Origin of the sequence: Sphingobium limneticum (assembly GCF_008710155.1) — a bacterium.
Classification (GTDB): Bacteria; Pseudomonadota; Alphaproteobacteria; order Sphingomonadales; family Sphingomonadaceae; genus Sphingobium; species Sphingobium limneticum.
Map to the genome: position 1 here is coordinate 46,985 of NZ_VYPZ01000027.1, position 6,313 is coordinate 53,297.

At 62.6% G+C, this 6,313-nt stretch carries 4 protein-coding genes and 1 pseudogene; 3 read left to right on the forward strand and 2 right to left on the reverse strand.

All coding sequences use genetic code 11. The annotated features are described in order from the left end of the window. Positions 1 to 8 precede the first annotated feature (8 nt). The 3 genes from F4U94_RS20130 to F4U94_RS20140 all read left to right on the forward strand — a co-directional run bounded on the left by F4U94_RS20130 (position 9) and on the right by F4U94_RS20140 (position 5,043). Positions 9 to 1,445 (forward strand): aldehyde dehydrogenase family protein, encoded by a 1,437-nt coding sequence (locus F4U94_RS20130; RefSeq protein WP_120252647.1) that lies wholly within the window; start codon positions 9 to 11, stop codon positions 1,443 to 1,445. Continuing rightward, complete coding sequence (locus F4U94_RS20135) at positions 1,445 to 2,356, forward strand: CmcJ/NvfI family oxidoreductase (RefSeq protein ID WP_120252646.1); 912 nt, start codon at positions 1,445 to 1,447, stop codon at positions 2,354 to 2,356. Before F4U94_RS20130 ends, F4U94_RS20135 begins: the two co-directional genes overlap by 1 nt. Before the next feature lie 152 nt (positions 2,357 to 2,508). Further along, positions 2,509 to 5,043 carry a PepSY domain-containing protein gene (locus F4U94_RS20140; RefSeq protein WP_120252645.1) on the forward strand — a complete coding sequence of 845 codons (2,535 nt, stop codon included), beginning with the start codon at positions 2,509 to 2,511 and terminating at the stop codon, positions 5,041 to 5,043. Positions 5,044 to 5,109: 66 nt separating this feature from the next. On the opposite strand, the gene pyrC is transcribed toward F4U94_RS20140, so the two are convergent. After that, the gene (gene pyrC, locus F4U94_RS20145; RefSeq protein ID WP_120252644.1) at positions 5,110 to 6,147 is read right to left on the reverse strand and encodes a dihydroorotase; all 1,038 of its coding nucleotides are present in this window, start codon (positions 6,145 to 6,147) and stop codon (positions 5,110 to 5,112) included. Between the two features lie 39 nt (positions 6,148 to 6,186). After that, positions 6,187 to 6,313 (reverse strand): annotated as a pseudogene (locus F4U94_RS20150) (IS5 family transposase); the annotation flags it as partial.

Sequence of the window (6,313 nt, forward strand, 5' to 3'; positions counted from 1 at the left end):
CATTCATCATGCCCAATACGCTCCAGCACTATATCGACGGCCAGTGGGTCGACAGCCAGGGCGGCCGCACCGTCGCCGTCGTCAATCCAGCGACCGACCAGAGCGCCGCCGACCTGATCCTGGGCACAGCGGCCGATGTCGATGCAGCCGTGGTGGCCGCCCGCCGCGCGTTCGAGACATTTTCGCAGACCAGCCGTGAAGAACGGGTCGCGCTGCTCGAACGGATCGTTGCCGAATATCAAAAGCGCGTGCCCGATATCGCCCGCGCCATCGCCACCGAAATGGGCTGCCCCATCTCCATGGCGCAGACCGCGCAGGCGGGATCGGGCCTCGGCCATCTGGGGCAGGCGCTGAACGCGCTTAAAAATTACGAATTTTCCGAGAAGATCGGCGACAATCGGGTGGTGCGCGAGCCGATCGGCGTGGTTGCGCTCATTACGCCCTGGAACTGGCCAATGAATCAGATTCTGGCCAAGGTCGGCCCGGCGCTGGCTGCGGGCTGCACGATGATCCTGAAACCTTCCGAAGAAGCGCCCAGCTGCGCGGCCATCTTTGCCGAGATACTGGATGCCGCAGGCGTGCCGGCCGGCGTCTTCAATCTGGTGCAGGGCGATGGCGAAGGCGTCGGCACCGCGCTCGCCCAGCATCCCGATATCGACATGGTGAGCTTCACCGGTTCCACGCGCGCCGGCATCATGGTAGCCAAGAACGCCGCCGATACGGTCAAGCGGGTCGCGCAGGAACTGGGTGGCAAATCGCCCAACATCATTTTGGAAGGCACGCCGCTCGACAAGGCACTGCCCGGCGGCGTGGGCGGCGTATTGCTCAACAGCGGGCAGAGCTGTGTGGCACCGACGCGGATGCTGGTCCACAGGTCCCAACATGACGAAGCAGCCGAAAAGGTCGGCGCGCTCTTCGCCGCCAAGAAGGTCGGCGATCCACAGGTCGAGGGCGATCATATCGGCCCTGTCGTCAGCCAGCGACAGTGGGAGCGTATCCAGGGCCTGATCCAGACCGGCATTGATGAAGGCGCGACGCTCGTCACCGGTGGCACCGGGCGCCCTGACGGATTGAGCGAGGGGAGCTATGTCCGTCCCACCGTCTTCGCCAATGTCTCGCCCGACATGACGATCGCCAAGGAAGAGATTTTCGGCCCCGTCCTGGTCCTCATGCCTTATGAAGACGATGAAGATGCCATCCGCATCGCCAACGACACGCCCTATGGCCTGGGCGCTTATGTCGCGGGTGATCCCGCCCATGCGCGCAAGTTCGTCAGCCGCATCCGCGCGGGCGCTGTGTTCGTCAATGCCGGTGGCCTTGCCTTCGACATGCCGTTCGGCGGCTATAAGCAGTCGGGCAATGGCCGCGAATTTGGCAAGTTCGGGCTGGAGGAATTTCTGGAGGTCAAGTCGGTGATCGGCGCGCTGCCCGAAGAGGTAGGCTGATGGCCAGCCTGCCGATCGAAACCGATGTGGAGGACAGCGCGCGGCAGGCGCCCGCGCTGATCCGCTATCTGGACGATGGCGATTTCGTCACGCGGCGCTATGTGTCGCGTGGCGTGGAGATCAACACCGGCCGCTATAGCGACCATCGCATGGTGGTGCGCGACGGCATGCCGATCCGCGACCATTTCCGCTTCGATACCCATGGTTTCATGCTTGGCAGGCATAGCAGCGCCATCCGCGATTTCTTCGACAAGGAAGAGGTCGATCGCCTCTATCTGCGCGAATGTGAGGCGGCGATACAGGCGCTGACCGGCGCATCCTGCGTGTCGGCCGGCGGGTGGATGATCCGCACTTCTGCGGACCTGACCGCCCGCGCGCAGGAGAAAGTGGAAAATTATCGCCATGAAGGCGGCATTCAGCCGCCGGCCGGCGAGGCGCATGTCGATTATAATGAGATTACCGGCCGCCGTGCGGCAGAACGCGCCTATGCCGCCGCTTTTCCCGAAGGCCCGGGCTATAAACGCTATGTCTGCGTCAGTTTCTGGCGCACATTTTCGCCGGGACCGCAGGATTGGCCGCTCGCCATATGCGACGGGCGTACCGTGTCGGATGAAGAGGCGACGTCCAACACCCTGTTCGTGGTGGACGAACTGCCGATCGGCGACGCGCTGACCGCACCGGTGGCCGGCGAGGATCAGATGATCGCGGCGTCCATCTTCCGGCATAGGGCGCGGCATCGCTGGTGGTATTTCTCGAACATGGCGGCAAGCGACGTGCTGCTGTTCAAATTTCAGGATAGCGACCATGATGTGACATGGCGCTGCCCGCATACCGCCTTCCATGACAGCAGCCTGCCAGACAGGAAGGTCCGGTCGAGCATCGAGGTGCGGGCTGTGGCCTTTTTCGAATAGGCATCGGCGCGTTATGTAAAGGCCGAATGACAATCGGCGGTAGCTGGCGCCGCGAAGCGATCATTCGATCAATATTGTTACTGCAAATATCTCGCAATTGCATTCATGTTGCACATGCGTAATAGGGTTCGGATATCATTATCGGAGCTCCTGTGACCAAGCGCGTCTTCTTCCAAATCCACTGGTTCCTGGGCATCACTGCCGGAATCGTGCTGGCTCTGATGGGCGTGACCGGTGCCGCCATGAGCTTCGAGGATGAAATTACCGAAGCCCTGTCCCCAACGTTGTTCGCGCCGGGCGTGCCAGCCGGGGCAGATATGTCACCCGATCGGCTGATCGCCCGGGTCGAGGCCGACCATCCTGGCTATTATGTCGCCCGCCTCGATTGGGAGACGGCACGCGATCGCACCCACGCCATACGCCTGCTCGCCAGCGAAGGACGTGGCCGCATGCAGGGCCAGGTCGATCGTGCCACCGGGCGGTGGCTGGGTGAGCCAGCCGGGGCCGGATTTTTCCACCTGATGGACGAATTGCATCGCTGGCTTGCGCTGCCCGGCGGCGGCAACGGCGTCGGTCGACAGATTACCGCGTTCAGCGCCATTTCCCTCATTTTCTTCGCCCTGTCCGGCCTTTATCTGCGCTGGCCGCGCCAGGCATTGGACTGGCGCGCCTGGATGGTGCTGGATCTGCGCAAGACCGGCCGTAATCTGTGGCGCGCGCTGCATGTCGTGATCGGGACATGGGTGCTGCTCTTCTATCTGCTGAGCGCGCTGACGGGCCTGTGGTGGAGCTATGACTGGTATCGACAGAGCGTGATCTATGCCTTGACCGGCAAGGCAGGCGGCGAGGAGGGACGACGCGAAGGCAAGAAGGACGGCATCGCCCCGCGTCCCGCCATTGATCCGGCATGGACGGCCTTCCGACGCGCGACGGGCGATGATTATGTCTGGGTCCGCATCGCTCGCCCAGCGCCGGCACAGCCGATGAAGACGATCAATTTCGATGCCCGACCGGAAGGCGCGCGCCATCTGCGCCAGACCGATCGCTACAGCTACGATCCCGAAACGATCGCCGTTACGAAGCGCGATCTTTATGATCGGCGGCCGCTGGGCACCATCATCACCCAGAGCATGTTCGAACTGCATCGGGGCGCCTTTTTCGGTCTGCCCGGTCGGATCGCACTGCTGCTGACCAGTCTCACCATGCCTCTGTTCACCGTTACCGGCTATCTGCTCTATCTGTCGCGGCGCCGGCGCAAGCGAGAGGCGAAGGCATTGGAAGCCGGTATCACCGTGGCCGCTGGCGCAGGAACGGGTGACCTGCTGATCGCCTATGCCAGCCAGACCGGTACGGCCGAAATCCGCGCGCGCAATGCGGCGCTGGCCTTGGCGCAAGGCGGCGTGCGAGCGCAGGTTCTGCCGGTCGGAAAGCTGACGCCTGCATTGCTGGCGCAAAACCAACGCCTGCTGTTCGTCGCCAGCACCTATGGCGAAGGCGAGCCGCCGGACATGGCGCGCGGATTTGCTACACGCATGGTGAACGGCGACGCACTGGACCTTGGTCATCTTCGCTATGGCATATTGGCGCTCGGCGATCGGGAATATCCGGATTTCTGCGCGTTCGGTCAAAAGGTGGACCCCTGGTTGCGCGGAGCAGGCGCGACCGCCCTTTTCCCGTTGATCGCGATGGATCATGGCGATCAGGCGGCAGAACAGCAATGGGATGCCGCCCTGCATGATCTGGGCGCAGCAGACGCGCGGCGCGGGCAGACCGTCATCCCCTTCATCGCCTGGACTTTGGTGGCGCGCCATGTGCTCAACCCGCAAAGCGACGCGCTCAAGGCCTTCCACTTGCAGTTCGAGCCGGCCGCCGACATGGACGCCATGTGGGAAGCGGGGGACATCGTCGAGGTTCAACCCTGCAATGCGCCCGAGACAGTGGATGCCCTGCTGGTTGCACAGGCGCAGGACACAGACCTGCTCGACCGATCGACAGCGCTGCGCGATCATCTGATGACGGCGATGTTGCCCGATCACGATCAGCCCATGACCATGGACAGCGCGCGCGCGCTTCGTCCTCTGCCGGTGCGCGAATATTCGGCCGCGTCGATCGCGGCCGATGGCACGTTGGACCTTGTGATCCGGCAGGTGCGTGGCGACGATGGGCGGCTGGGCATAGGATCGGGATGGCTGACGGCGCATATGCCTGTCGGATCGACCACGTTGCTGCGCGTGCGCCCCAATCCAGGTTTCCGCACCGACCCGGCGCAGGGCGGCCAACCGCTGATCCTGATCGGCAACGGCACCGGGATAGCGGGCCTGCGGGCGCATCTGCGGGCTCAGGCCCATGACGGGCACAAGGGGCATTGGCTGCTGTTCGGGGAACGGAGCCGTCGGCATGAGAGCTTCTTCGACGATGAACTGTCGGCATGGATCGAGGATGGTACTCTGACTCGCCTCGATCGCAGTTTTTCGCGAGACAGCGATTGCGCGCGCTATGTGCAGGACATGCTGCCCGATGCGGCTTCTGCCCTGACCGACTGGATCGACCGTGGTGCGACGATCCTGGTCTGTGGCAGTCTGGATGGCATGGCCCAGGGCGTCCATGATGGGCTGGTTGCGATATTGGGCGAAAACAAGCTGGAAACGCTGGCCGAAGAGGGCCGTTATCGACGGGACGTTTACTGATCAGGGCATAGCGGGTGGCAGGTCGTCCGTTTGAGAAGAGCAGCCTGCAACCCGCTATCCAATCTGTCAGTCGACGAAACGCCAGCGCAGGGTTTCGCCCGCATGGAAAGGCACGACGCGAATATCGCCCTGCCCGACCACATCCGGCACGATCGTTTCCTCCCGCTGCAGCGTTACCGTGCCTTCGTTCAACGGCAGACCGTAGAAATTGGGGCCATGTTCGGAGGCGAAGCCTTCCAGTCGGTCGAGAACGCCTTCCTCTTCAAAAACCTGCGCATAGCTTTCCAGCGCGAAGGGGGCGTTGAAGATGCCGGCACAGCCGCAGGCCGATTCCTTGCGATCGACGCCATGCGGGGCGCTGTCGGTACCCAGAAAGAATTTAGGCGAGCCGGACACGGCCGCCTTGCGCACCGCAAGGCGATGACGCTCCCGCTTGGCGACGGGCAGGCAATAGGCATGCGGACGGATACCGCCATCGAAAATGGCGTTGCGGTTGATGATAAGATGCTGGGGCGTGATCGTCGCACCGATTTGAGGCCCGCTATCGGCAACAAATTCAGCCGATTCCGCCGTGGTAATATGTTCGAGCACGATCTTGAGCGCCGGAAAGTCGCGGACGAGAGGCGTCAGGATACGTTCGATGAAAACCGCTTCCCGATCGAAAATGTCGATATCGCGATCCGTCACTTCACCATGGATCAATAGCGGCATGCCGATCCGCTGCATGGTTTCCAGAACGGCGGTCAACTTGCGAATGTCGGTCACACCATGCGCCGAATTGGTCGTGGCATGGGCGGGGTAGAGTTTACAGGCCGCGAACACGCCCTGTTCGAACCCCCTTTCAATTTCCGCCGGATCTGCGCCATCGGTCAGATAACAGGTCATAAGGGGGGTAAAATCCGCACCCTGCGGCAAGGCGGCCAATATGCGATCGCGATAGGCCTCCGCCGCCGCGACGCTGACCACGGGCGGGGTCAGATTGGGCATGACGATGGCCCGCGCAAATTGGCGTGCGGTGTAACCGGCGATCGCTTCCAGCATCGTGCCATCACGAAGATGCACATGCCAGTCATCCGGGCGGCGTATCGTTATCTGTGCTGTCATGCGCTCGCTCTAGCCACCTGTGTGATGGCAGTCGATAGGCTAGGTCGCGTTGACAAAGTGCGGCAGCCATTTGCGAATGGCGGCGAGGTTCAGGAAGCTTGCGAAGGATAAGGCGGTTTTGTCGTAACGGGTTGCGATACGGCGGAACTGCTTGAGTTGCCCGAAC